19 protein-coding genes, 4 tRNA genes and 1 other RNA gene are annotated in these 22,841 nt (G+C 55.0%); 4 read left to right on the forward strand and 20 right to left on the reverse strand.

Annotated features, from left to right (window positions below):
- Window positions 1-94: 94 nt before the first annotated feature.
- The 4 genes from hemC to hemY are packed head-to-tail and all read left to right on the forward strand — an operon-like array spanning window position 95 to window position 4,121.
- Complete coding sequence (gene hemC, locus BEI65_RS03675; RefSeq protein WP_099062179.1) at window positions 95-1,036, forward strand: hydroxymethylbilane synthase; 942 nt, start codon at window positions 95-97, stop codon at window positions 1,034-1,036.
- Complete coding sequence (gene hemD / locus BEI65_RS03680; protein ID WP_099062180.1) at window positions 1,033-1,773, forward strand: uroporphyrinogen-III synthase; 741 nt, start codon at window positions 1,033-1,035, stop codon at window positions 1,771-1,773. The genes hemC and hemD overlap by 4 nt, the downstream gene beginning before the upstream one ends.
- Window positions 1,774-1,796: 23 nt before the next feature.
- Window positions 1,797-2,921 (forward strand): uroporphyrinogen-III C-methyltransferase, encoded by a 1,125-nt coding sequence (gene hemX, locus BEI65_RS03685; protein WP_099062181.1) that lies wholly within the window; start codon window positions 1,797-1,799, stop codon window positions 2,919-2,921.
- Between the two features lie 3 nt (window positions 2,922-2,924).
- Complete coding sequence (hemY, locus tag BEI65_RS03690; RefSeq protein ID WP_099062182.1) at window positions 2,925-4,121, forward strand: protoheme IX biogenesis protein HemY; 1,197 nt, start codon at window positions 2,925-2,927, stop codon at window positions 4,119-4,121.
- Between the two features lie 667 nt (window positions 4,122-4,788).
- On the opposite strand, the gene BEI65_RS03695 is transcribed toward hemY, so the two are convergent.
- The 20 genes from BEI65_RS03695 to trxA all read right to left on the reverse strand — a co-directional run bounded on the left by BEI65_RS03695 (window position 4,789) and on the right by trxA (window position 22,754).
- Window positions 4,789-4,916: non-coding RNA, RtT sRNA (locus BEI65_RS03695), on the reverse strand.
- Window positions 4,917-4,947: 31 nt separating this feature from the next.
- A tRNA-Pro gene (locus tag BEI65_RS03700) sits at window positions 4,948-5,024 on the reverse strand.
- A 76-nt stretch (window positions 5,025-5,100) separates the two neighbouring features.
- Window positions 5,101-5,187 (reverse strand) — tRNA-Leu (locus tag BEI65_RS03705).
- A gap of 43 nt (window positions 5,188-5,230) precedes the next feature.
- Window positions 5,231-5,306 (reverse strand) — tRNA-His (locus tag BEI65_RS03710).
- A 59-nt stretch (window positions 5,307-5,365) separates the two neighbouring features.
- A tRNA-Arg gene (locus BEI65_RS03715) sits at window positions 5,366-5,442 on the reverse strand.
- Window positions 5,443-5,577: 135 nt separating this feature from the next.
- Window positions 5,578-6,981 carry an amino acid permease gene (locus tag BEI65_RS03720; RefSeq protein WP_099062183.1) on the reverse strand — a complete coding sequence of 468 codons (1,404 nt, stop codon included), beginning with the start codon at window positions 6,979-6,981 and terminating at the stop codon, window positions 5,578-5,580.
- 367 nt (window positions 6,982-7,348) lie between these two features.
- The gene (gene wecG, locus BEI65_RS03725) at window positions 7,349-8,089 is read right to left on the reverse strand and encodes a lipopolysaccharide N-acetylmannosaminouronosyltransferase (RefSeq protein WP_099062184.1); all 741 of its coding nucleotides are present in this window, start codon (window positions 8,087-8,089) and stop codon (window positions 7,349-7,351) included.
- A gap of 13 nt (window positions 8,090-8,102) precedes the next feature.
- On the reverse strand, window positions 8,103-9,479 hold the full coding sequence (gene wzyE, locus BEI65_RS03730) for an ECA oligosaccharide polymerase (RefSeq protein WP_099062185.1): 1,377 nt from the start codon (window positions 9,477-9,479) through the stop codon (window positions 8,103-8,105).
- Window positions 9,476-10,561 (reverse strand): TDP-N-acetylfucosamine:lipid II N-acetylfucosaminyltransferase, encoded by a 1,086-nt coding sequence (locus tag BEI65_RS03735; protein WP_099062186.1) that lies wholly within the window; start codon window positions 10,559-10,561, stop codon window positions 9,476-9,478. Before BEI65_RS03735 ends, wzyE begins: the two co-directional genes overlap by 4 nt.
- Window positions 10,558-11,808 carry a lipid III flippase WzxE gene (wzxE, locus tag BEI65_RS03740; protein ID WP_099062187.1) on the reverse strand — a complete coding sequence of 417 codons (1,251 nt, stop codon included), beginning with the start codon at window positions 11,806-11,808 and terminating at the stop codon, window positions 10,558-10,560. The genes BEI65_RS03735 and wzxE overlap by 4 nt, the downstream gene beginning before the upstream one ends.
- 1 nt (window position 11,809) lies before the next feature.
- Complete coding sequence (gene rffA / locus BEI65_RS03745; protein WP_099062188.1) at window positions 11,810-12,940, reverse strand: dTDP-4-amino-4,6-dideoxygalactose transaminase; 1,131 nt, start codon at window positions 12,938-12,940, stop codon at window positions 11,810-11,812.
- Window positions 12,927-13,652, reverse strand: coding sequence for a dTDP-4-amino-4,6-dideoxy-D-galactose acyltransferase (gene rffC / locus BEI65_RS03750; protein ID WP_099062189.1), 726 nt, complete (start codon window positions 13,650-13,652; stop codon window positions 12,927-12,929). Before rffC ends, rffA begins: the two co-directional genes overlap by 14 nt.
- A complete protein-coding gene (gene rfbA / locus BEI65_RS03755) occupies window positions 13,630-14,511 on the reverse strand; it encodes a glucose-1-phosphate thymidylyltransferase RfbA (protein WP_099062190.1) in 882 nt (293 codons plus the stop codon). Before rfbA ends, rffC begins: the two co-directional genes overlap by 23 nt.
- Window positions 14,512-14,561: 50 nt before the next feature.
- Complete coding sequence (gene rffG, locus BEI65_RS03760; RefSeq protein ID WP_198404399.1) at window positions 14,562-15,635, reverse strand: dTDP-glucose 4,6-dehydratase; 1,074 nt, start codon at window positions 15,633-15,635, stop codon at window positions 14,562-14,564.
- On the reverse strand, window positions 15,626-16,888 hold the full coding sequence (wecC, locus tag BEI65_RS03765) for a UDP-N-acetyl-D-mannosamine dehydrogenase (protein WP_099062191.1): 1,263 nt from the start codon (window positions 16,886-16,888) through the stop codon (window positions 15,626-15,628). The genes rffG and wecC overlap by 10 nt, the downstream gene beginning before the upstream one ends.
- A complete protein-coding gene (gene wecB / locus BEI65_RS03770; protein WP_099062192.1) occupies window positions 16,885-18,015 on the reverse strand; it encodes a non-hydrolyzing UDP-N-acetylglucosamine 2-epimerase in 1,131 nt (376 codons plus the stop codon). The genes wecC and wecB overlap by 4 nt, the downstream gene beginning before the upstream one ends.
- A gap of 84 nt (window positions 18,016-18,099) precedes the next feature.
- On the reverse strand, window positions 18,100-19,152 hold the full coding sequence (gene wzzE / locus BEI65_RS03775) for an ECA polysaccharide chain length modulation protein (RefSeq protein ID WP_099062193.1): 1,053 nt from the start codon (window positions 19,150-19,152) through the stop codon (window positions 18,100-18,102).
- 20 nt (window positions 19,153-19,172) lie between these two features.
- Window positions 19,173-20,270: a UDP-N-acetylglucosamine--undecaprenyl-phosphate N-acetylglucosaminephosphotransferase gene (wecA, locus tag BEI65_RS03780; RefSeq protein WP_099062194.1), complete on the reverse strand. Its 1,098-nt coding sequence runs from the start codon at window positions 20,268-20,270 to the stop codon at window positions 19,173-19,175.
- Window positions 20,271-20,583: 313 nt separating this feature from the next.
- Window positions 20,584-21,843 (reverse strand): transcription termination factor Rho, encoded by a 1,260-nt coding sequence (rho, locus tag BEI65_RS03785; protein ID WP_004950874.1) that lies wholly within the window; start codon window positions 21,841-21,843, stop codon window positions 20,584-20,586.
- Window positions 21,844-22,427: 584 nt separating this feature from the next.
- Window positions 22,428-22,754 carry a thioredoxin TrxA gene (gene trxA, locus BEI65_RS03790; protein ID WP_037422813.1) on the reverse strand — a complete coding sequence of 109 codons (327 nt, stop codon included), beginning with the start codon at window positions 22,752-22,754 and terminating at the stop codon, window positions 22,428-22,430.
- Window positions 22,755-22,841 lie beyond the last annotated feature (87 nt).

Raw genomic sequence — 22,841 nt, forward strand, 5'->3', positions numbered from 1 at the left:
TTCCGTTGTCCTTTATTCGCCTGTGGCTTCTTGCACTGACAGTTTTCACACTCAGTGGTAGGATGAACAGCGAATTATAAAAACGGTAACAAGCATGTTAGACAAAATTATTCGAATTGCCACCCGACAAAGCCCACTCGCTCTCTGGCAGGCACATTATGTGCAGCAGCGTCTGATGGCCAGCCACCCTGGCCTGCAGGTCGAACTGGTACCGATGGTCACGCAGGGCGACATTATTCTGGATACGCCGCTGGCGAAAGTCGGCGGTAAAGGGCTGTTTGTTAAGGAACTTGAGCTGGCGTTACTGGATGGCCGCGCGGATATCGCCGTCCATTCGATGAAAGACGTGCCGGTAGATTTTCCCGCGGGCCTGGGTTTGGTGACCATTTGTGAGCGCGACGATCCGCGTGACGCATTTGTATCCAATCGTTTCGCCTCGCTCGATCAACTGCCGCTGGGCAGCGTGGTCGGCACCTCCAGCCTGCGCCGTCAGTGCCAGTTACGTGAACGTCGTCCGGACCTGATCGTGCGTGACCTGCGCGGCAACGTCGGTACCCGGTTGTCAAAACTGGACAACGGCGACTACGACGCCATTATTCTGGCGGTCGCCGGGCTCAAACGCCTGGGCCTGGAACAACGCATCCGTAGCCCGCTGAGCCCGGAAGAGTGCTTGCCGGCCGTCGGTCAGGGTGCAGTGGGCATTGAATGCCGCCTTGACGATGAAACCACCCGCGCGCTGTTGGCTCCACTCAATCACGCCGTAACCGAAACTCGTGTTCGCGCCGAACGGGCGATGAATACCCGACTGGAAGGCGGTTGCCAGGTACCGATCGGCAGCTATGCCGAACTGGATGGCGACAGCCTGTGGCTGCGTGCATTGGTCGGCTCCCCGGACGGCAGCCAGATGGTACGTGGCGAACGTCGCGGCCCCGCAGCGCAAGCGGAGCAAATGGGCGTTGAGCTGGCGGAAGAGTTGCTGGCGCAGGGCGCCCGTGAAATTCTGCAGGATGTTTATCAAGGGAATCCCCCGGCATGACGATCCTGGTAACCCGCCCTTCTCCTTCGGGAGAGCAATTGGTGAGCCGACTGCGCGCGCTCGGCCGGGTTGCCTATCATGCCCCGTTGATCGACTTCGCCCCAGGCGGCGATCTGCCCAAACTGCCACAGGCGCTGCAGCAACTTAATGATGGCGATTTGGTGTTTATCCTGTCGCAGCATTCAGTCAGCTACGCCAACTCGGTGATGGGTCGCGTTGGGCTGCCATGGCCTGCCAGGCTGGCCTATTATGCTATCGGTCGCAACACCGCGCTGGCGATGCACCGCATCAGCAGCCTGCCGGTGGAGTACCCACGTGAGCAGGAGATCAGCGAAACGCTGCTTCTATTACCTGCCTTACAGAAGCTGGACGGCAAGCAGGCGCTGATCCTGCGCGGCAACGGCGGGCGCGAGCTGCTTGGCAACAGCCTGAGTGAACGTGGTGCCGCCGTCAGCTATTATGAATGTTATCAACGCAGCCCGGTGCACTATGATGGCAGCGAGCAAAGCGCCCACTGGCAGCGTGCCGGTGTTGATACGCTGGTAGTCACCAGCGGTGAAATGTTACAACAGCTCTATACTTTAGTTCCTGATTACTACCGTTCATCGTGGCTGTTGCGTTGCCGCCTGGTAGTGGTGAGCGAACGCCTGGCTACCCTCGCCCAGGAATTGGGCTGGAGCACAATTCGGGTAGCTGATAACGCCGATAATGACGCGCTGATCCGCGCGCTACAATAAACCTGACTATGGGATGTGCCACTATGACGGAACAAAATACCCCCTCCGCCCCGGTTGAAGAGCCAACCCCAGTGGCTGATAGCCCCAAGCCACCCGACGCTGACAAGCGTAAAGGTAAAAATACCGGTCCAGTACTGGGCGCGATCGCCATCGTGCTGGTCATTGCCCTGGGCGCCGGCGGCTATTACCACACACATCAACAGGCACAGCAGTTGATCGCCGCCAATCAAACCTTGCAGCAACAGCTGGAAGCGCTGAAGCAGAGCCAACAGCAGGAAAGAAGCGCGCTGGAAGGACTGTTGCAGCAACAGGGTAAAACGCTGGATGCCGCTGACCGCGAGCAAGCGACCCTGACGCGACAACTGAATGAGCTGCAAGAAAAAGTCGCCATCATCTCCGGCAGCGATGCCAAGACCTGGTTACTGGCACAGGCCGATTTCCTGGTGAAAATGGCCGGCCGTAAACTGTGGAGCGCTCAGGACGTCACCACCGCCGCCGCTCTGCTGAAAAGCGCCGATGCCAGCCTGGCAGACATGAACGATCCGAGCCTGCTCGAAGTGCGCCGGGCGATTACCGAAGACGTCAGCACGCTGTCCACTCTGACCCAGGTAGATTTCGACGGCATCATTCTCAAGACCAATCAGTTATCCAATCAGGTTGATAACCTGCGCCTGGCGGATAACGACAATGACGAATCACCGATGGATCAGGACAGCAGCGAGCTATCCAGTTCGATCGGCGAGTGGCGGCAAAACCTGACCAAAAGCTGGCACAACTTTATGGCCGACTTTATTACCGTTCGCCGCCGTGATAGCAGTGCCGAACCGCTGCTGGCACCGAATCAGGATATTTACCTGCGTGAAAATATCCGTTCACGCCTGCTGGTGGCCGCGCAGGCAATTCCACGCCACCAGAACGAAGTGTATAAACAGTCGCTGGAAACCATCTCTACCTGGGTCCGCGCCTATTTCGATACTACCGACCCGGCCACGAAAGCTTTCCTGGAAGAGTTGGATACCCTGAGCCAGCAGTCGATCACCATGGACGTGCCGGATCAGCTGAAAAGCCAGCCACTGCTGGAAAAACTGATGCAGACCCGGGTGCGTAATCTGATGACCCAGTCCCCTGCTGCCCACCAGGAGGGATAAGCCATGTTACGCGTGCTATTTCTGTTCCTGGTGCTGATCGCAAGCGTGGTGGTCGGGCCGATGTTGGCCGGCCATCAGGGCTATGTGCTGATTCAGACCGATAACTACAATATCGAAACCAGCGTCACCGGCCTGGTGATCATGGGCGTCCTGCTGTTTGTCGTGCTGCTGGTGATCGAATGGATCCTGCGCCGCGTCTTCCGCACCGGCGCACGTACCCGCGGCTGGTTCCTGGGCCGTAAACGCAGCCGCGCGCGCAAGCAAACCAAGGCCGCGCTGATCAAACTGGCCGAAGGCGATTACAAGCAGGTCGAAAAACTGCTGACGCGCAATGCCGATCACGCCGAACAGCCGGTGGTGAACTACCTGCTGGCTGCCGAGGCAGCGCAGCAACGCGGTGACGACTTCCGCACTAACCAGTACCTGGAACGTGCCGCCGAAGCCGCCGACACCGACCAGTTGCCGGTAGATATCACCCGCGTGCGCATCCAACTGGCGCAGGGAGAAAACCATGCTGCACGTCACGGTGTCGATCGCCTGCTGAACCAGGCACCGCGTCATCCGGAAGTGTTGCGTCTGGCGGAACTGGCTTATCTGCGCACCGGCGCTTTTGCCTCGTTGCTGGAGATCCTGCCGTCGATGAGCAAGATTAACCTGCATACCGAGGCTGAACTGCAGGCCCTGCAGCAGCAGGCCTATATTGGCCTGATGAATCAGGCCATGGCAGATGAAGGCAGCGACGGTCTGAAACGCTGGTGGAAAGATCAAAGCCGCAAAACGCGCCATGAAGTTCCACTGCAAATTGCGATGGTGGATCACCTGATCGAATGCAATGACCACGAGCTGGCACAGGAAATTGTGCTCGATAGCCTGAAGCGCCAATACGATGAGCGTCTGGTGCTGTTGATCCCGCGTCTGAAGTCCGGCAATCCGCAACAGTTGGAGAAAGCGCTGCGCCAGCAGGTGAAACAGCATGGCGCCACACCGCTGCTGAACAGCACGCTGGGTCAGTTGCTGATGAAACACGGTGAGTGGCAACAGGCTGCCGATGCATTCCGGGAAGCGCTGAAACAGCGTCCGGATGCCTACGACTACGCCTGGCTGGCGGACGTACTGGATAAGCTGCACCGTTCCGATGAGGCTGCCCAGATGCGTCGTGAAGGCCTGATGTTGACCCTGAAGCAGAACGGCGATTCATAGCGGCAATATCGAGTGATCAAAGCGCGGCATTGATGCCGCGCTTTTTTTTCGCCTGTCGATTATCTACCGGCAAAAAAAAACACTTGCCGCGGTGGCAAGTGTATAAAAAAGCAATCAGGTCTAGGACAACAGGGGCGGTGCCTCACTCAACGTTATGCCCGGAGTGTGATGTCGGGTTGCTAGCAACGCTGACATCGTTCTGGTGGGCAATAGGCACCCTAAATCGGCTCTGCGTCATTCCCAGGGTTTATGAAGCCTAAGGCGAACATAAGAGGTGGAATGAGCATCTACGGAATAGATATTGCACTTGGCGTGCCAACTTTGGGAGAAGTGCCGTTCAGCCTGAAGGAAATAAACTAACACTATGAATTAAAAGCAATTTAAGCGTCATATTAAATTTATCGCCTCTCATCGGGTATTACCCCACCCTCTCCCTGACCCCAGCAGATATGTCGCCTTATAACGACGACTTAAGCCAAAGTGATTTTTATCGTATTAAATCATGATGTTATATGTCTCAACCTGGCGACAATGCGCCGTGCCGATGTCGCTGAAAGCCAACACGGCTCCAGAAACAAAAAGCAGGACCGCAGGAAGTTAAAAGTGAGGTTTACTGAATGGCAGAAAGCGAAAAGCCCGTTCATTGCTGAACGGGCTTTTCTGAAGGTGGTCGGCGAGAGAGGATGACTGCATCTGCGATGCTGCCCTGCGGGCCGTTGCTAAAGCAACGTTGTCTCGCTGCGCTCGGCTCAAACCTCCTTCGGAGGTGCTCATCCTATAAACTACAGATGTAAAAAAACCCGCTAAAAGCGGGTTTTCTTGAATGTGGTCGGCGAGAGAGGATTCGAACCTCCGACCCACTGGTCCCAAACCAGTTGCGCTACCAAGCTGCGCTACTCGCCGATTTCTTGTTGCAGATACTACCGAATTTTGTCGCTTATGTCTATGTAAATATTAAATTTATTAGACATTTTGTGTGTGGTGCGAAGAGAGGGACTTGAACCCTCACGTCCGTAAGAACACTAACACCTGAAGCTAGCGCGTCTACCAATTCCGCCACCTTCGCACAGTCACAAAACAGCTTACAATTCTTCACTTCTCTTAGGAAGTGGGGTGGCTAATGGGACTCGAACCCACGACAACTGGAATCACAATCCAGGGCTCTACCAACTGAGCTATAGCCACCATTACTTCTTAACTTCACGCGGTAATACTACCACCGCAGCTCTTGCACACAAACTTAATGGTGCGCCCGACAGGATTCGAACCTGAGACCTCTGCCTCCGGAGGGCAGCGCTCTATCCAGCTGAGCTACGGGCGCATAGCGCCGTTGCGGGAGGGGATACTACGGTTTTAACCCAATCCTGTCTAGTGCTTTTTCGCAGAAATGTTGCGTTTGATTACGCTTTGCTCACTCCCGCGCAGGAAAGGGCTCTCCGTAGCCCCTTTTGACCGGTTATTGCTGGGTTTCTGTCCGTTTTTCAGCCGGATGATGTTTCTTGTGCATACCGAAAGCAAAGTAGCACAGACTGACTGCCGCTAAGAATATTGCCCCGACCAGCAGAGAAATACGCGTATCCGGGTTAATTCCCATGCCGATCAGCACGCAGACCAGGAAAGCGATGGTCAGATAGTTCACATAGGGGAACATAATCGACTTAAAGCTGTGGGTTTTGATCGCTTCCTTGTGGGCGCGGCGGAAATACAGCTGGCTGATCAGCACCACAAACCACGGCACCATGCCCGGCAGCACGCTGGCACTGTAAACGTAGACGAACACCGCCTGCGGATTGGGGATCAGATAATTCAAGCAGGAACCGACCAGCAAACAGGCGATGGTCACGGCAATACAGTTCACCGGCACGCCGCTGGCAGACAGTCGGGTCAGCGAGGCGGGCAATTGACGGTTCTTGGCCAACGCGTACAGCATACGCCCCCCGCTATACATGCCGCTGTTGCAGCCAGAGAGTGCGGCGGTCAGCACCACAAAGTTAATGATACCGGCGGCGGCAACGATGCCGATTTTGGCAAAGGTCAGCACGAACGGACTGCCTGCGGTGCCAATACCGTTCCATGGGAAGATGGTGACAATGACAAAAATGGCGCCGACGTAGAAGATCAGGATGCGCCACAGGATATTATTAATTGCGCGTTTCAGCGTCACCTGCGGGTTCTTGGCCTCACCGGCGGTAATACCGACCAGTTCAACCCCCTGATAGGACGCCACGACAATGCACAACGCAAACAGGAAACCCTTCCAGCCACCGGCAAAGAAACCACCGTGTTCGGTCAGGTTGGCAAAACCGATAGGCTGCCCCCCGTTACCAAAACCAAACAAGATCACCCCCAGCCCCACCAAAATCATCACAATAATGGTGGTCACCTTGATCATGGCAAACCAAAACTCCAGCTCGCCGTACAGGCGTACCGCCGCCACATTAGCCAACGCCACCATCGCTACGGCGATCAGCGCCGGTAGCCACTGCGGGATCTCCGGGAACCAGAACTGCACGTAGACCCCAATGGCGGTAATTTCCGAGATGCCGACGGCAATCCACATAAACCAATAGCCCCAGGCAGTCAGGTAGCCAAAGTACGGACTCATGTATTTATGTGCATAAACAGCAAAGGAGCCCGCGACCGGCTCCAGGAACAGCATCTCGCCCATCGAACGCATAATAAAGAACACGAACAGCCCGGCGATGATATAAGCCAATAACACCGACGGCCCCGCCCATTTCAGCGTACTGGCCGAGCCCATAAACAGGCCGACACCAATGGTGCCGCCCAGAGCAATCAGCTCGATATGCCGGGCTTCCAGCCCCCGGTGTAGTCCTTGCGGTTTTTCAGTGTGTGGCATAAATCCTCGATAATATTCTTTTGATTGTGTCTGCATGCCGGCCGTTACCGGTCGTTATTGTTTTAATGAAAAATAGCGTAAATCATCTCCCGCCGCGTTGGCGGTCATCAACTTGTGATGGGGCTATCTTACGGCGAGAAAAACGTCGTTCAGCGCGGCCGTATCAGGCGCCAACAGCTGGGGGTAATTTCAGGGCGGTATCGTTTCGCATTTTGCCGCTATAAGCAAACCGCAAGTTAAAACTTTATGGAATAAACACAAGGGGGTTTAGCGGCTGAGGTTATAGAATGTTGGAAAATTGGCCACAAAGCAGGTTATTTGAACAACTTGTTGCGCCGGGACAGAATAATCCGCCCCGGCACCTTCATCACATCTTGCCGCGATAATAGTAACTCACGAATTTCAGCAACCGCAGTTGGCGCCCGATGCGGCTCGGCTGGCTGAGCAGCCGATAGAGCCACTCCAGGCCGAGGTTCTGCCAAACCTTGGGTGCACGCTTCACGTGCCCGGTGAACACGTCGTAGGTCCCGCCTACGCCCATATACAACGCCTGGGGGTGTACCTTGCGACAGTCACGCATCAGGATTTCCTGTTTCGGTGACCCCATGGCAACCGTCACTATGGCGGCACCGCTGGCGCGGATACGCTCAAACAGCGACTCACGCTGTTCCGGCTTGAAATAACCGTCCTGGCTACCGACCAAATTCACATTCCACTGGCTACGCAGCTTCTGTTCGGTTTCTGCCAGCACCGACGGCTTGCCGCCAATCAGAAACACCGGCGTACCCTCACGCCCGGCGCGTTGCATCAGCGCTTCCCACAGATCGGCTCCGGCTACGCGTGACACATCGGCTCCCGGATATTTCCGGCGAATTGACCGTACCATGCTGATACCGTCGGCATACTTGTACTCGGCCTCATCCAGCAAGGCATGCAGCTCAGTATCCTGTTCCGCCGTCAGAATTTTTTCGGCGTTCATGGCGACCAGCGTGCCTCGCTTTACGTGGCCACCGTCGAACAGAAAATCCATGCACTGCGCCATATCGCGAAATCCCCACAGGCTGAAACCGCGCAGCTCGTATTTGGGCACCGAGATTTTTGCTTCCATCTTGTTATTACCCTTACAAAAGGCCGTCGGCCTGCACGGATGAAGCAGGACGACTCAGCGTTCGCGAACGCAGCACCCGCACCTTAATCAATCCGGCAGTATCAAACAGCCAATACAGCAATTTTGCCATCAGCAAACAGGCGCCGAAAATGAGGCAGAAGAACACCACCCGCGAGACAAACGAATCCACCCCTTCTCGCGCCAATACGATGATGTTGAATACCGCACCAAAGCAGAAACCCTGCAATATGGCGGCTTTATAAGGGTTCGACTCGCTTTTGCCCATTTCATACAGCCAGTCGAACCATTTGATGATCATCCCCACCAGCACCGCGCCAACAGGAATGAACAACGCGCCGCCCATCACCACGAGCGAACCAATCAGCGTCGGTGAAATGGCCAGGCCGGAATGGTTATTCAGGACTTCCCAGGTGAAATAGTTGGCGGTGTTCAACACCGTGTCCGGTCGGCCCGGCCACAGCCAGGCTGGAATGAACACGTAGAAATCACGCACTATCGGCGCCAACCCCTGGAAATCAATCTTGTCGTAGTTTTGCAGCAATAACGCCAGGTTTTCCCACGGCGAGAAAGTGTCTCGCGTCAGATAAAGGAAGGTATAAAACGCTTCGGGGCCACTGACGTCCAGGCTATAGCGCTTTAACGCCAGCCAGAACATGCCGACAATACCGAACACGCCCGCGGCCACCAACATCCACAGCGAGATCCAGCCGCGTACAATGCCGATAAACAGGAACAGTGAGAAGGCAATAATGATGTTGGCGCGGGTGCCGCCGACAATCACATAAGTGAGGATGCCAAAAGCCACCGTCGCCGCCAGGAAAAAGAACCAGGCTCGCAGATCTTGCTTCAAGAAATACACCACCAGCATCGCCGGAATGAAGAAATAGAAGAACCGCTTGAGCGCTACGCCAGACACGTCACTGGAGAAGATCTGGCTGTAAGAATTGAGTTTGAACAGCAGGAAGCCGTTTTGCAGGAAGAAAATGCCGACGGTAACCATCGCCACCAATGCCAGCAGGATCCAGGTCAGATGGGTTTCAACCCGGTTCATGCTGAATACCGGTTTATGCGGCTGCACGCTACGCTTTCGCAGCCGGGTTTTATAGCTGACGTAGTAAATCGCATAAAACGCAGTGGCCGAGAGGATGGCGTACAACAAGAATTCTACCGGCACCACCTCAACGTCAAACTGAAACACCAACAGGCAGGTTAGCGGGAAGCCGAAGTAAAACGTCAGCAAATACAGCAGCGAAAAGAAGACGTTGAAATTAAAGCGAACGCGCCGAAACTCCTGGTAGGTCAACGTCAGAACAAACAACGCACCGATCAGGTAGACGACAAATAACCCGCCAAATTGCGCCAGCGTCATGAATTATCCCCTGCCGCCAAGGTTAATGCCTGTTGCCAGCCATCAACGTAGTTGGGATTAAAGAAGGCAATCGCCTGCTTATCGACGGACGCCAGCTGGCGTTGCGCTTCACGCACTACCGCCTCATCCAGCGAATCACCATAGAACAACACCGGCAAGTGCTGCTCCGCCAAATCCTGCCAGAACGGGTTCTGTCGGCTCAGCACGAACGGCACACCAAACTGGATCAGCAGACACAGCGTGCCAATCCCCTGCTGACGGTTAAAGATAAAGTAGCCGAGGTCGCACTCGCGCAGGATATTCAGGTAGTCGTCGAACGCCACCTGCTGCGTCAGTACCTGCAGGTTCTTGGCGCTGAACAGCGCCAGCCCGGCAGCGCGGACCTGTTCAATGTAAGCGTCGTTATTAGCCGGATAGCCCATCGGCAGGATCACGCGCACATCTGGGCCAAACTGCTGGTGAATCGCTTTCAGTGCCTCAACGTGGCGGTTGGTGCGATCGCCGGAGTTCCCCACCAGAATGGTCATCGGCCCGGCCAGATTTTTCTCTACGCTGACACCGGTCAAAGCCGGATCCATCCGCGTCGGGAAATACAGCAGGGAGGCCGGTACGCGGGCATGTCGCTGCTGGTAGTGGATCACATCGCCACGGGTCGCGAATACGTGCCCCACCCGCCCCTGTGCAATACGGCGCAGCAAATAGAACAGGCGGAATTTCCAACTGGTGGCGTTTTCATACAAATCGGCGCCCCAGATATGCCAGCTCACCTGCTGGGCTTTGATTTTACCGCTCAGCAATGCCAACCACAGCGTCGGGTTAAACTGACCGTGCAGGAAGAAACGCGTCTTGCGATCGGCCTGGGCACGGGCAATCACCGCCATCGCCAGGCTTTTCTTATCCGGATGATATTCAATGTTCAGTTCAGGGAACGGCCCCAAGGCGGCGGCATCTTTGGCGGCCACCATGAAATGGCGTGTCTGATCGGACGGCAGGCGCTTCGCCAACACGTCGTTGAAGAAACGCAGCACCGTCTGATTGTGATGCGGGATGTCAGATCCCAATACGTGAATCAGTGTAGTCATACTCGTCTACGATAAAGAATAAATACGCAGCTACAGAGCGTGAAATACACAATGTAGGTTGCCATGTAAGCCTGTGCCGCACCCAGCGCGCCGTGCAAGGGGATTAACCAATGCGAGAACAGCGTCAACAGCAGGAACTGGCTGACTTCGGCCAGGATATAAAAACGCAGCGACGCCTTGGCGATAACCAGGTAACCAAACACATAGGCACCGACCTTCAGCACATCCCCCACCAGTTGCCAGGCGAACAGATCGCGCATTGCGACGAACTTGTCCGTGAACAGCAGCCAGATGGCGAAATCGCGTAGCAGCCAGACGGTGAAACTTGCCGCCGCCACCGCAGGCAGCACAAATTTCAGCGAGCGCACAATCTCCTGAGAGATGGCACTTTTTTCCTTCAACCGCGACAGCGTCGGCAGCAAATAGACGGTAAAGGAAGCGGTGATAAACTGCAGATACGCGTCAGAAATGCTGCTGACGCCCTGCCAAATCCCCACCTCATCCCAACCGTAATCACGGGCCAGCAGGTTACGCATCATCACATAGGCCACCGGCAGCGTCACTGAAGTGATCAGCGCCATGATGGTGAACTTGCCGAGATGGCTGGCCAGCGCCTTGTCCCATGCCAGCGCCAGATAGCTCAGCGGCAGGGTTTTGCGCCGCCACAGCATAAAGCCGGCGGGCAACACCACCAATGCCGGTACCAACGCCAACCCCGCCAGCGCGCCTTCATAGCCACCCAGCTTAAAGCACAGGTAGTAGGCCACCACGCCAATCAGGCTGCCGCCAATCACCGCCAGCGCATTGCCCATAGCATCGCGGTAGCCCTTCAGCACCGCCATAAACAGGTTGGCGTAGGCAATGCCCATCTGAATAAAGGCCACCGCCCGCACCACGCCAACGTAATCAGCATGGCCGAACAGCCCGATACTGATCGGTTCTGCCGCGAACAAGAACACCAGCGCCAACAGCGTGGAAAAGCCCAGCACGATAGTTGACGCCGTGCCGACGGCCAGTTTCAACCGCTGCGGATCCTGATGGTATTCGGCAACGTACTTAGTGATGCCGTTAAAAATCCCGGCACCGGACAGCACGCCCAGCACGGTAATCAACTGGCGGAAGTTACCCGCCTGCCCAACCCCGCTGGGGCCAAACGCCACCGCCAGCAGTTTCACCACCAACAGTCCCACGCCAATCTTGATCAGCGTGGAACCGGCGGTCCAAATCGATGCTTTTGCCAGCGACATATCAGGCGAAGAAGCTGAGAATGGTATTGATCACCGTGCGCTGAGTGATATCAGTCATATTGTAGAACAATGGCAAACGGACCAGACGTGCGCTCTCTTGGCTGGTGAAGCGATCTTCACCGGCAAAGCGGCCGAAACGATCGCCCGCCGGGCAATCGTGCAGCGGAATGTAATGGAACACCGTCATGATCTCGGCTTCTTTCATGTAATCAATAAACGCCGTGCGGTCTTCAACATCGCGCAATTTGATATAAAACATGTGAGCGTTTTGCACACAGTCCGCCGGGATGGTCGGCAGCACAATGCGGCCCGCCTCGGCTAACGGCTGCAAGCTGTCATAGTACTGTTGCCACAGCTTCAGACGGCGTTGGTTGATAGCTTCGGCCGCTTCCAGTTGGCCCCACAGATAAGCGGCCTGCAAATCTGACATCAGATAGCTGGAACCGATATCACGCCAGGTGTACTTGTCCACCTGGCCGCGGAAGAACTGGCTGCGGTTGGTGCCTTTCTCCCGAATGACTTCCGCCCGGTCAATCAACGCCGGATCGTTAATCAGCGTGGCACCGCCCTCACCGCCTGCGGTGTAGTTTTTGGTTTCGTGGAAGCTAAAGCAGCCAATATGGCCGATGGTACCGAGCGCCTTCCCCTTGTAGGTGGACATCACGCCCTGCGCGGCATCTTCCACCACAAACAGCTTGTACTTTGCCGCCAGCGCCATGATGGTGTCCATCTCGCAGGCCACGCCGGCGTAATGCACCGGTACAATGGCGCGGGTCTTATCAGTGATTGCCGCTTCGATCTTGCTCTCATCGATGTTCATGGTGTCCGGACGCAGGTCGACAAACACCACGGTGGCACCGCGCAGCACAAAAGCGTTGGCAGTGGAAACAAAGGTAAAACTTGGCATGATCACTTCATCACCCGGCTGGATATCCAGCAGGATCGCCGCCATCTCCAGTGATGCGGTACAGGACGGCGTCAACAGCACCTTCGGGCTGCCAAACCGCTGTTCCATCCACTGCTGGCAACGACGGGTAAAACCACCGTCACCACACAGCTTGCCACTGCCCATCGCAGCCTGCATATAGTCAAGTTCAGTGCCAACAACCGGTGGTGCGTTAAATGGGATCATGTCTTCCTCTGTATAACCAATACGAGGTGCTTTCAATAACAGCACCCTGTCGTTGATAGAGCCGTAGTGCGCCGATGTTACCTAGCTGAGTCGCAACCCGCAGGCGCTGCAGCGACCGGCACTCTGCAATGGCCGCCGCCATCAATCGCGAGCCGATTCCTTTGCCTGTCGCGCCGGGGAACGCCGCCAACAGGCCGATTCGAGCCTCCTGGTCACCCAGTTCACGCAGGCTGACAAAGCCTTCCGGCTGCCCAGTATCGTCCAGTGCCAGCAGACACTGATGGTCAAATGTCCCCAATACCGCCTTTTCTATCCATTCGGCATAAAAGCGGCCGCTATCCTGGGAGTGATACCAGGGGGCGCGGAAACGGCTGGCGGTAAATACGCTGGCAGCAGCCGCACGCAGCACCGGGATATCGGCCGGTACCGCCGAACGAATCGCCTGCGGCGTCACTCTCTGGGAGGATGCACATTCCGTGCCGATATTCAGCGCCAGATCGACTTCGCCTTCTACCAGTTGGAAACCCAAACGGGCCAAGCCGTCCGCCCAGGCCGTTTGATGCGCCGGAATTTTGGCCTGCACCAATGCGTAGGCATCCAGTTCGGCCTCAGTGAGTATCGGAGCCGCCGTAGAAAAATTGAGTTTGGCGCTGTTAAGGGCGAAAAACTCAGTTTCCCAGGCTAAGGGCTCAATACTGGCGTGGGCGTGCATGCAGCAGATCCAGCAGGTACTTGCCATAACCGGTTTTCAGCAACGCTCGGGCAGCGCGCTTAACTCCATCATCGTCCAGCCAGCCGTTGCGCCAGGCAATCTCTTCCAGACAGGCAATTTTGAAGCCCTGACGTTTTTCCACCGTCTGCACAAAGCTGCTGGCTTCCAGCAGGCTGTCATGAGTACCGGTATCCAGCCAGGCGAAACCACGTCCCAACAGTTCAACCGTCAGTTCACCACGCTCCAGATACATCTGGTTAATGCTGGTGATCTCCAACTCGCCGCGCTCCGAAGGCTTGACCTGTTTGGCGAACTCCACCACCTGGCTATCGTAAAAATACAGCCCGGTCACCGCCCAATTGGATTTAGGCTCTTTCGGCTTTTCTTCGATCGACAGCGCACGGAAATTATCGTCAAACTCCACGACGCCAAAGCGCTCAGGATCCATCACCTGATAACCAAACACGGTGGCGCCTTGCGTACGGGCAGCAACCGTTTTCAGTTTCGGACTAAACCCTTGACCAAAATAAATATTATCGCCCAGCACCAGGCAGCTTGGTTCGCCGTTCAGGAACTCTTCGCCAAGCAGAAACGCCTGCGCCAGGCCGTCAGGGCTGGGTTGTTCGGCATAGCTGAGATTAATGCCAAACTCTTCGCCGCTACCCAACAAGCGTCTGAACGAAGGTAAATCTTCCGGAGTAGAGATGATCAAAATATCGCGGATCCCCGCCAGCATCAGCACCGACAACGGATAGTAGATCATTGGTTTGTCGTAAATAGGTAACAGCTGCTTGGAGACGCCGCGGGTAATCGGATGTAAACGCGTGCCGGAACCGCCCGCCAGAATAATACCTTTCATACTCACTCCAGACTCACAGGGCCGCTACCCTAGCAGCGACCTCGCTAAATTTAGTCGGATAAACCTAAACGTTCACCCGCATAGGAACCGTCCTGTACGCGACGCCACCAGGTTTCATTGTTCAGATACCAGGAAACCGTTTTGCGGATGCCGCTTTCAAAGGTTTCCTGCGGGTGCCAACCCAGCTCCCGGTCAATTTTTCCGGCATCGATCGCGTAGCGCATATCATGGCCCGGACGATCCTTGACGTAAGTAATCAGGTCACGGTATTTCTCTACGCCCTGCGGCTTGTTTGGTGCCAGCTCTTCCAGCAGATCGCAGATGGTTTGTACCACCTCAATATTCTTGCGCTCGTTGTGGCCGCCGATATTGTAGGTTTCCCCCACCACGCCTTCGGTAACCACCTGGTACAGCGCACGAGCGTGGTCTTCCACATACAGCCAATCACGCACCTGCGCCCCGTCGCCATACACCGGCAATGGCTTACCGGCAACGGCATTGAGGATCACCAGCGGAATAAGCTTCTCCGGGAAGTGATACGGGCCGTAGTTATTGGAACAGTTGGTGACCAGGGTCGGCAGGCCGTAGGTACGCAGCCAGGCGCGGACCAGGTGATCGCTGGAAGCCTTGGAGGCCGAATACGGGCTGCTTGGCGAGTAAGGCGTGGTTTCGGTGAACAAATCGTCCGTGCCGTGCAGATCGCCATACACTTCGTCGGTAGAAATATGGTGGAAGCGGAAGCCTTGCTTCTTCTCCGCGTCCAGCGGCTGCCAATAATGGCGGGCCGCCTCCAACATGGTGTAAGTGCCTACCACGTTGGTTTCAATAAATGCCGCCGGGCCGTCGATAGAACGGTCAACATGGCTTTCTGCCGCCAGGTGCATAATCACGTCCGGCTGATACTCGGCAAACACCCGATCCAACGCCGCGCGATCGCAGATATCCACCTGCTCAAACGAGTAACGTGGGTTATCGGCAATCACCGAGAGCGACTCCAGATTGCCCGCGTAGGTAAGCTTGTCTACCACCAGGACGCTGTCCTGCGTGGCTTCAATAATGTGCCTCACAACCGCGGAGCCAATAAAACCGGCGCCCCCAGTGACTAAAATACGTTTCAACGCCATACCCCTTTGGTATCCACGACCCAGGATTGCGTAATTTCTTCCGGTTTGATCGCCTTGAATTGCTTATGGTCGACCAGCATCACGATCACATCTGCCTGCTGCAGTGCATCGGCCAGCGTTTTCAGCGTCACATGGCCGGCCAACGATTTCGGCAGCTGTTCCACGTTTGGCTCAACCACCAGGGTTTCACCCACGTGCCAATCGGCAATCAGATGTGCCACTTCCACCGCCGGACTTTCGCGCAGATCGTCGATATTCGGCTTGAAGGCCAGACCAAAGCAGGCGATTTTCACTTCTGAAGCGCGTTTATCGGTAGCGGCCAGACAGTCGGCCACTGCCGCTTTGACGCGATCAACCACCCATAAAGGTTTCCCGTCATTCACCAGGCGTGCAGTATGGATCAAACGCGCCTGCTGCGGGTTCTGGGACACGATAAACCAAGGATCGACCGCGATGCAGTGGCCACCAACGCCAGGACCAGGCTGCAGGATATTCACTCGCGGATGGCGGTTCGCCAAACGGATCAGTTCCCAGACATTGATGCCCTGATCGGCGCAAATCAATGACAGCTCATTGGCAAAGGCGATATTCACATCGCGGAAGCTATTTTCGGTCAGTTTGCACATCTCTGCAGTGCGTGAATTGGTAATCACACACTCGCCTTCGAGGAAAATCTTGTACAGCGTGCTGGCACGCTCCGAGCATTTTGGCGTCATGCCACCAATCACGCGATCGTTCTGAATTAGCTCAACCATCACCTGCCCCGGCAGCACGCGCTCCGGGCAGTAAGCAATATTGATATCCGCAGCTTCGCCTGCCTGCTGCGGGAAGCTGAGATCGCTACGCGCCTCGGCCAGCCACTGCGCCATCTGCTCGGTGGCACCCACCGGAGAGGTCGACTCCAGAATGACCAGGTCGCCCTTTTTCAGCACCGGCGCCAGTGATTTGGCCGCCGCTTCAACATAGGCCAAGTCCGGCTCATGGTCGCCTTTAAACGGCGTTGGCACCGCGATCAGGAAAGCATCCGCAGCCAGGGGTTTGGTCACCGCCTGCAGGTAGCCGCCGTCGACCGCGTCTTTCACCACTTTATCCAGATCGGGTTCTACGATATGGATCGCGCCACGGTTAATGGTATCCACCGCATGTTGGTTAACATCTACGCCCACCACTTTTTTCTTGCGGGAGGCAAACGCCGCCGCCGTTGGCAGACCGATATAACCCAGGCCGATAACCGAAATAGTGTTAAAACTCATAGTGTCACCTGATGATTCTTCAAAGCTTCGAGAATACGTTGGCAGGCATGCCCGTCACCGTAAGGGTTATGCGCCCGGCTCATGGCGTGATATTCGTTTTCGTCCGTCAGCAACCGGGTAACCGCATCAACAATTTTGGCTACGTCGGTTCCCACCAGACGCACCGTGCCCGAATCTACCGCTTCCGGTCGTTCGGTGGTGTCACGCATCACCAGCACAGGTTTGCCCAATGACGGCGCTTCTTCCTGAATACCACCAGAGTCGGTCAGGATCATATAAGCGTTAGCCATCAGGTAGACAAAGGGCAAGTAATCCTGCGGGTCGATCAGGATGATGTTATCAATCCCTTTCAGAATGCGATTGACCGGCTCGCTGACGTTAGGATTGAGATGCACCGGGTACACCACCTGCACCTCTGGATGCGTACGGGCAATTTCTGCCAGCGCGCTGCAAATCCGCTCGAACCCGCCGCCAAAGCTTTCACGACGGTGGCCGGTCACCAGGATCATTTTTTTATTGGCATCCAGGAACGGGTAGCGTTGTGCCAGGCTGTCATGCAATGCAGCATCACCCATCACCCGATCGCGAACCCAGAACAGCGCGTCAATCACCGTGTTGCCGGTAACGAAGATATGATCGTCCGGCAGCAGTTCGCGCAACAGGTTCTGACGCGAGTTTTCCGTCGGGGCAAAATGATACATCGCCAGATGACCGGTCAGTTTGCGGTTAGCCTCTTCCGGCCACGGGGAGTAAAGATCGCCGGTGCGCAGACCCGCCTCTACGTGCCCAACCGGGATACGCTGGTAAAACGCCGCCAAACTGGTCGCCAGCGTGGTGGTGGTATCACCGTGAACCAGCACCACGTCCGGTTTGAACTCTTCAAGAACGCCTTTCAGGCCCTCCAGAATACGGCAGGTGATCTCACTCAATCCCTGACCGGGCTTCATGATATTCAGGTCGTAATCAGGCACTATCTCAAATAACCGTAATACCTGATCCAACATCTCACGATGCTGTGCCGTAACGCAGACTCTTGATTCAAAGGCTTCATCCTGAGCCAGGGCATGTACCAGCGGGGCCATTTTGATGGCTTCAGGTCTGGTGCCGAAAACAGTCAACACTTTCACAGCGAATCTCTTTTGGTCGGTTAACCGCAGGCGTACCTGCGAATTGGGCACTTACGTGCCCATCAGCGAGTTATTATATTATTTTTAATTACGCGGCCGACGCACCAGGGCAACACCTGCGCCAACCAAAGCGCCCATCGCGCCCCACATGATCAACCAGAATATCCGCCGTGGGCTATCACGTTTTACCGGTTCTTCCGGGGTCCGCAAATAGCGGTAAGTCTGAAACTTCTCGTCCAGCGTCGGGCCGACGTTCAATGTCGACAGCATCGCACGATTTTGATCATAATCCAGATCGAAGGTCGGTCCCGAAGCCTGCAGCCCTTCCAAACGCGCCTGCAGCATAGGTTTGCCCAGCAGGAACAGGTCAGAGTCTGGCAGTTGTTCTGCCGGGGTATCGGTCTGAGTCCGGCTGATGCCCTGCGTCTCGGCAATTTTCAGCGCCTGTTGAATGGTGTTCAACTCACGCTTATACACTGCCGCCGCCACCGCTTCCTGGCGCTTGACCTGCGCTTTCATCGAGGTGGTGCGGGCCGCCCAGGCGCCCTGGATCTCTTCGTTCAGATGCTGAGCAGCACGGTGGCTGGCAAACGCCACGTATTGACGTAACAGACGGTTGGCATCTGCCGCCGTTTCCGCCGTCAGCTTCACGCCGTCGTTCGGCACTTTTTTATCATCGCGCGGAGTAAACTGAATGTTGTTAATCAGTTCATCCAGCAATGCCGCATCGGCAGCGGCATCGCCTTCCTGGCGCTGTTTGTAATAATCGCTCTGCAGCCAGAAATCGCGACGCGTATCGTAGGCTGCCAACTGCATAATGAATTCATTATAGGCTTCGTCAGCAATGCCCGGCTGCTCGGCGCTGGCGGCCGGCATCGTCCGCACATCCAGATTACGCAGGAATTGCTGCTGGGAATAATAACCCCCCAACGCATTCACTGTTGGCCGATCGGTAATTGCTGCCGCACTCCACTCCTGTTTCACCAGGTAGGAAACCATCAGCGCAACCACGGCAAATAACGCCGCTATACCGATAATCCATGGCTTACCGCGCCACAGGGTGCAGCACAGGCCGCGGATATCGAGTTCGTTATCCACTGCCGGGATATTCTTGTCAGACATTGTTTCTGGATTCATCACTGCCCAAAAGCCTCTGGTTAAGATACTTGCTTATTGCCGTTCGAACGCCGCAGACGGCGCTTGATACGCTTAATGTAACGTGCAACACGCCAGGCGCGCTTAATGCAGTAACCGTATAAAAAGAAGGCAAGCAAGAATAATGCCAACATTACCCACTCAGGGATAAAAGTAAGACGTTCGCCGAGCACGCCAATGGCCGCCAGCAGTGCCGCCGCCAGGGTAATCAACACGAAAGCCTGCCGTGGCGTAAAGCCCGCGCGCATAATCAGGTGGTGAATGTGTTGGCGATCTGGGGAGAAAGGGCTCATCCCTTTGCGTAAACGACGGTACATGATCGCAATCATGTCCATCAGTGGAATAGCGATAATCCACAGTGCGGTCACAGGGTTGATGGAATGCGCTTTACCCTGCGAGCTTTGCAGCAGCAACCAAATGGCGGTGAAACCGATCAGCGTACTGCCGGCATCCCCCATAAACACTTTATACCGGCGACCGAGAATGCCGAGGTTAAGCAGGATATAAGGAACGATGGCGGCAATCATCGCGAAGCACCAGAAAGCCAGGTCAGAATGGCCGCTCAGGTACAGCAACACGCCCAGCGCGCCGAAAGACACGCACGAGAGCCCCCCCAGCAGACCGTCGATGCCATCTACCATGTTAAAGGCGTTGATCGCAGCCCACACGGCAAACAACGTGACCAGATAGCCAAACGGCCCCAACTGCATTTCCCAATCACCCAGCACATGGCCAAAACTGCGCAGGTAAAGCCCGGCGAAGACCATCATCGCAATGCCGACCAGAGCCTGAACCAGCGCTCGAATTTTAACGCTGATATCGAAACGATCGTCAAGAGCACCAACGAACACTAATATCCCCGCGCAAGCGAGGTAGAGTTTGCCATGCGCAATCGATTGGTCAGAGATAAAGAAGGCGAAGCACAGCCCGGCGTAAACAGAAATACCCCCGACCAGAGGGATCAGCCCCTGATGGCGTTTGCGGTAATTAGGTTTATCAACCAGACCAATACGTTTTGCTGCTTTACGGGCAACAAAGAGAAAAGCCAAAGAAAACAGGAAAACAAATAGAATTTCAGTACTCATAGTGAGTAAGTTCACAGTTAACAAGATCTCTGTAGAAGATAAGGCAGCTTAACACGGGCGACAGGCTGTGCCATGGTATCCCGCTACCTTTCAGTCATTTCCTATGACAACAGCCATTCATTCTTATTCCAATGTCTCTGTCTGCTGTTTCGACAGTAGCAATGCGCGAACGACGAAGCGCCGACCGCAAATAAGATGAATTCTCAGTAAGTCACGAAAATAACTTACGTTTCCATTTCTGTTACTTATCGTATCTGCCAAAAGCAAAAAACGCCACGACTAGGCGTGGCGTTCTTTGAATTTTTACTCAATTATGAGCGCATCGTCATTATGAGCGCTTCATCATATCGAAGAATTCATCGTTGGTTTTGGTCATGGCCAACTTGTTAATGAGGAATTCCATTGCATCAATCTCACCCATCGGATGAATGATTTTACGCAGGATCCACATTTTCTGCAGTTCTTCAGAAGTGGTGAGCAATTCTTCTTTACGGGTACCAGAGCGGTTGTAGTCGATCGCAGGGAATACGCGCTTCTCGGCGATTTTACGCGCCAGATGCAATTCCATGTTGCCGGTACCTTTAAATTCTTCGTAGATAACCTCGTCCATTTTCGACCCGGTATCAACCAGCGCGGTAGCGATGATGGTCAGGCTGCCGCCTTCCTCAACGTTACGTGCCGCACCGAAGAAACGCTTTGGACGATGCAGGGCGTTAGCATCCACACCACCGGTCAACACTTTACCGGAAGCCGGAACTACGGTGTTGTAGGCACGTGCCAGACGGGTGATGGAGTCAAGCAAGATGATCACGTCTTTCTTGTGCTCAACCAGGCGCTTGGCCTTCTCGATCACCATTTCTGCAACCTGAACGTGGCGAGAAGCCGGTTCGTCAAAGGTAGAAGCGATAACTTCGCCCTTCACCAGACGCTGCATCTCGGTCACTTCTTCCGGACGTTCGTCGATCAGCAGTACCATCAGCACGCAGTCTGGGTGGTTGTAAGCAATGCTCTGCGCAATGTTCTGCAGCAGCATGGTTTTACCGGCTTTCGGCGGCGCTACAATCAAACCACGCTGGCCACGACCAATCGGCGAAGCCAAGTCCAGCACGCGTGCCGTCAGGTCTTCGGTTGAGCCGTTACCGCGTTCCATCCGCAGACGGGAGTTGGCATGCAGTGGGGTTAAGTTTTCGAACAGGATCTTGCTACGGGCGTTTTCCGGTTTGTCGTAGTTAACTTCGTTAACTTTCAACAGGGCAAAGTAGCGCTCGCCTTCTTTTGGCGGACGAATCTTACCGGAAACGGAGTCACCTGTACGGAGGTTAAAACGGCGGATTTGGCTAGGGGATACGTAGATGTCGTCGGGGCCTGCAAGGTAGGAACTGTCTCCAGAGCGGAGGAAACCAAATCCATCCTGCAATATCTCCAACACGCCATCGCCGAAGATATCTTCTCCACTTTTCGCATGTTGCTTAAGGATAGAGAAGATAATGTCCTGCTTGCGCATGCGGGCCAGGTTTTCCAGCCCCATATTTTCGCCGAGAGTAATCAGCTCAGAAACCGGCGTATTCTTTAATTCGGTAAGATTCATAGTGGTGGGTTCTTAAACTCGGGGTATGTCTCGAACTAATATCGTGAATGGTATGGCAGCGGGATATATCTTTGGTCTTTCTAGTGGTTGCGTTGGCTTGCCTTGCTCACCTCTGGGCTTAGCGGACTAAGCTGCGGAGATGTGTTCGGTTGCCGACTGGCCACACCTTGAAATCCATTGGATATTCGTGCCTGTTTACTGGACGTTCGACCACCGGGCGCTGAGCTGTCACGGTAAGAAATGGCTTACAGAGGACGCGCGCATTGACGGTTTAAGATCGAAGGTACCTTAAAATTGATTTTGCAAAACTGTTTGATTGCTAAAACGCGGGCTGAGTTCATTTTTTCTTTCAAAACCAGCGGTTCAACACAGAGTAAAGCTTTAGATTTAGATTTAGACTCTTTAGATTTACAACTTCGGGCAAGTTCTATATGCAGTATGGTTAAACTTAACACGCTTCTTGGCAGGCGTCTAGCGGTGAATTGAACATCCCCGCCAGACGCCTGTATATCCCCGTTGTCTCTCACGCGGCGGCGTTTTCGGCCGCGGCGTCACATCCAGTGGGTATAGGGCTTCCCGCCCGATTACAGATTCGCGTTAAGGAAATCTTTGAGCTGACCTTTGGACAGCGCACCAACCTTGGTCGCGGCCACTTCACCGTTCTTGAACAGCAACAGCGTAGGGATACCACGGATACCGTACTTGGGTGCGGTTGCCGGGTTCTGGTCGATATTCAGCTTGGTGATGGTCAGTTTGCCTTCAAACTCATCGGCAATCTCATCCAGAATCGGAGCAATCATCTTGCACGGCCCACACCATTCAGCCCAGAAATCGACCAGGATTGGCCCTTCAGCTTTCAGCACGTCGGTGTCGAAGCTGCCGTCAGTCAGGTGAATAATTTTATCGCTCATGTTCTACTCCAAAGGATTGTGTCTACCTTGTTGGTGTAGCATTAACCAACCTAAGGTGACTTTATTTCACCGGATACGCTTTCGTAA

Source organism: Serratia sp. BW106 (assembly GCF_002607755.1).
Classification (GTDB): domain Bacteria; phylum Pseudomonadota; class Gammaproteobacteria; order Enterobacterales; family Enterobacteriaceae; genus Serratia; species Serratia proteamaculans.

Excerpts from the sequence above, each read along its gene's own strand:
- rfbA (WP_099062190.1), bottom strand. The coding sequence starts at position 14,511 with ATGAAAGGTATTATTCTGGCGGGCGGTTCCGGCACGCGTTTACATCCG.
- rffG (WP_198404399.1), bottom strand. The coding sequence starts at position 15,635 with ATGGCGTTGAAACGTATTTTAGTCACTGGGGGCGCCGGTTTTATTGGC.
- trxA (WP_037422813.1), bottom strand. The coding sequence starts at position 22,754 with ATGAGCGATAAAATTATTCACCTGACTGACGGCAGCTTCGACACCGAC.
- rffC (WP_099062189.1), bottom strand. The coding sequence starts at position 13,652 with ATGCACGCCCACGCCAGTATTGAGCCCTTAGCCTGGGAAACTGAGTTT.
- wecG (WP_099062184.1), bottom strand. The coding sequence starts at position 8,089 with ATGGAAGCAAAAATCTCGGTGCCCAAATACGAGCTGCGCGGTTTCAGC.
- wzzE (WP_099062193.1), bottom strand. The coding sequence starts at position 19,152 with ATGAATCCAGAAACAATGTCTGACAAGAATATCCCGGCAGTGGATAAC.
- rho (WP_004950874.1), bottom strand. The coding sequence starts at position 21,843 with ATGAATCTTACCGAATTAAAGAATACGCCGGTTTCTGAGCTGATTACT.
- hemD (WP_099062180.1), top strand. The coding sequence starts at position 1,033 with ATGACGATCCTGGTAACCCGCCCTTCTCCTTCGGGAGAGCAATTGGTG.
- hemC (WP_099062179.1), top strand. The coding sequence starts at position 95 with ATGTTAGACAAAATTATTCGAATTGCCACCCGACAAAGCCCACTCGCT.
- BEI65_RS03720 (WP_099062183.1), bottom strand. The coding sequence starts at position 6,981 with ATGCCACACACTGAAAAACCGCAAGGACTACACCGGGGGCTGGAAGCC.
- wecC (WP_099062191.1), bottom strand. The coding sequence starts at position 16,888 with ATGAGTTTTAACACTATTTCGGTTATCGGCCTGGGTTATATCGGTCTG.
- BEI65_RS03735 (WP_099062186.1), bottom strand. The coding sequence starts at position 10,561 with ATGACTACACTGATTCACGTATTGGGATCTGACATCCCGCATCACAAT.
- wzyE (WP_099062185.1), bottom strand. The coding sequence starts at position 9,479 with ATGACGCTGGCGCAATTTGGCGGGTTATTTGTCGTCTACCTGATCGGT.
- wzxE (WP_099062187.1), bottom strand. The coding sequence starts at position 11,808 with ATGTCGCTGGCAAAAGCATCGATTTGGACCGCCGGTTCCACGCTGATC.
- rffA (WP_099062188.1), bottom strand. The coding sequence starts at position 12,940 with ATGATCCCATTTAACGCACCACCGGTTGTTGGCACTGAACTTGACTAT.
- hemX (WP_099062181.1), top strand. The coding sequence starts at position 1,797 with ATGACGGAACAAAATACCCCCTCCGCCCCGGTTGAAGAGCCAACCCCA.
- hemY (WP_099062182.1), top strand. The coding sequence starts at position 2,925 with ATGTTACGCGTGCTATTTCTGTTCCTGGTGCTGATCGCAAGCGTGGTG.